The 2,021-nt window shown below is 60.6% G+C and carries 2 protein-coding genes; both read right to left on the reverse strand.

Features of this window, described 5'->3' with window-relative positions:
* The coding region (locus AC1DVH_RS30180; RefSeq protein WP_477756876.1) for an anhydro-N-acetylmuramic acid kinase at positions 1-674 on the reverse strand (674 nt) is incomplete at its 3' end.
* Positions 675-677: 3 nt separating this feature from the next.
* Positions 678-2,021 (reverse strand): peptidoglycan DD-metalloendopeptidase family protein (locus AC1DVH_RS30185; protein ID WP_477756877.1); only part of this gene is annotated, 1,344 nt, incomplete at its 5' end.

The following is a 2,021-nucleotide window of genomic DNA, read 5'->3' on the forward strand; positions in this document are numbered from 1 at the left end:
TCGCTGAGCAGCTCATTCAATAGAGCCGGTTCAACCTTGCCGCTGGTGGCCCAGTGGCCGTCGCGGTCATAGTTGTCGCCACGTTGCTGATGAATCCAGGCGTCCAACAGGACATTGCCCGGGCCGCAGTCGAAACCGGCAACAGGCTTACCGGGTTCGATCAGGCTCAGGTTGCTGAATCCACCGACGTTCAGCACGGCACGATTGCCGGTCCGTTCTTCAAACAGTGTCTCGTGGAAGGCAGGAACCAGCGGTGCACCTTGTCCGCCGGCAGCGACGTCACGGCTGCGGAAGTCGCTGACCACGGTGATGCCGGTCAGCTCCGTCARCAGGGCCGGGTTGCCGATCTGCACGGTGAAACCGCGTGCCGGTTCGTGGCGGATGGTCTGGCCATGGCTGCCGATCGCACGAATGTCGTCAGGCTTCAGTTGCTGCTGAGCGAGAAGGGCATGAATCCCTTGGGCTGCCAGTTTCACCCAGTTCTGCTGGGCGATGGCGGAGCGGGCGATTTCGTCCGGGCCGCTGGCACACAAGCCGAGCAGCTCGGCGCGCAGGGAATCGGGCATCGGGATGTAGTGAGAGGCGATCAGCCTGATCGCCGGGGCTTGCTCGACCAGTGCGATGTCCAGGCCATCAAGGCTGGTCCCGGACATCACACCTATATAGAGCGCCATGACTTAGCGCTTGCTCGAAGCTAGCAGAGTGGCTTTTTCCTGTTCCATGCGCGCCATCAATGGCTGGCTTTGGGCGAGGAAGCGTGGGCGTTCGGCCTTGGCAATCGGATCGGCCATTGGCAGTTTCTGGCCCAGCGGGTCGACGTGCACACCATTGACCTGGAACTCGTAGTGCAGGTGCGGCCCGGTGGAGAGGCCGGTGGTGCCGATATAGCCAATCACCTGGCCCTGTTTCACCGTGCCGCCAGTCTTCACGCCTTTGGCGAAGCCTTGCATGTGGCCGTAGAGCGTGGTGTAGGTATTGCCGTGCTGGAGAACCACGGTATTGCCGTAGCCACCACGGCGGCCGGCCAGCAAGACCTTGCCATCACCGGCAGCCTTGATYGGCGTGCCACGCGGTGCTGCGTAGTCGACGCCTTTGTGGGCGCGGATCTTGTTCAGGATCGGATGTTTGCGGCCCATGGAAAATTTCGAGCTGATGCGGGCGAAGTCCACCGGTGTGCGGATGAACGCCTTGCGCATGCTGTTGCCGTCAGCGGTGTAGTAGCTGCTGTTGCCTTGTTTGTTGGTGTAGCGTACGGCGGTGTAGGTCTTGCCGCGGTTGGTGAAGCGCGCCGACAGGATCGGGCCAGTGCCGACGGCCTTGCCGTTGACCACCTTTTGCTCGTAGATCACGTCGAACTCGTCGCCCTGGCGAATATCCTGGGCGAAGTCCACGTCGTAGCCAAACACACTGGCCATGTCCATGGTCAGGCTGTGAGACAGGCCCGCTCGGGCCGCGGACTGCGACAGCGAGCTGTTGATCACGCCATGAACGTAAGCCGAGCGCACGGTCGGTTTGGCGGTAATGCGGTTGAAGGTGTAGCCCTTGTCGTTCTTGGTCAGGCTGATGCTTTCGAGGTCGTTGAGCTTGCTGTGCAGGTTGGTCAACTGGCCGTCAGGACTCAGTTCGAATTCGAGTTTTTGCCCATGCTTGAGTTGGCTGAACTGCTTGGCCTGCTTGTCGCTGGCCAGCACGTCATGCACTGAGGTGGCCGGGAGGCCGACCTTCTCGAACAGTGTAGAGAGGGTGTCACCCTTGGTGACGATCACTTCCCTGTGGCTTGCCGGCTTCTTTTCTTCGACGACCGGCGCAGGTTCGGCTTGAGCGGTTTCCTGAGTGTCTTCGGCGCTGTTGTCGATCTGCGCGAAGGGGGAGGTTGCTGGTTCATTTGTGGCTTGAACGGCCTCAGCAGCGTCTTGATCTTGTGTCAGTTGTTCAGCAGGGCTTTCCAGTTCAAGACTCAGGGTTGTCTTTTTGGCTTCGACATCGCTGGAAGGGAATACCAGGAGCGCCAGACTGAGAAG

The sequence above is a fragment of the Pseudomonas sp. P4_C3 genome (assembly GCF_056402075.1).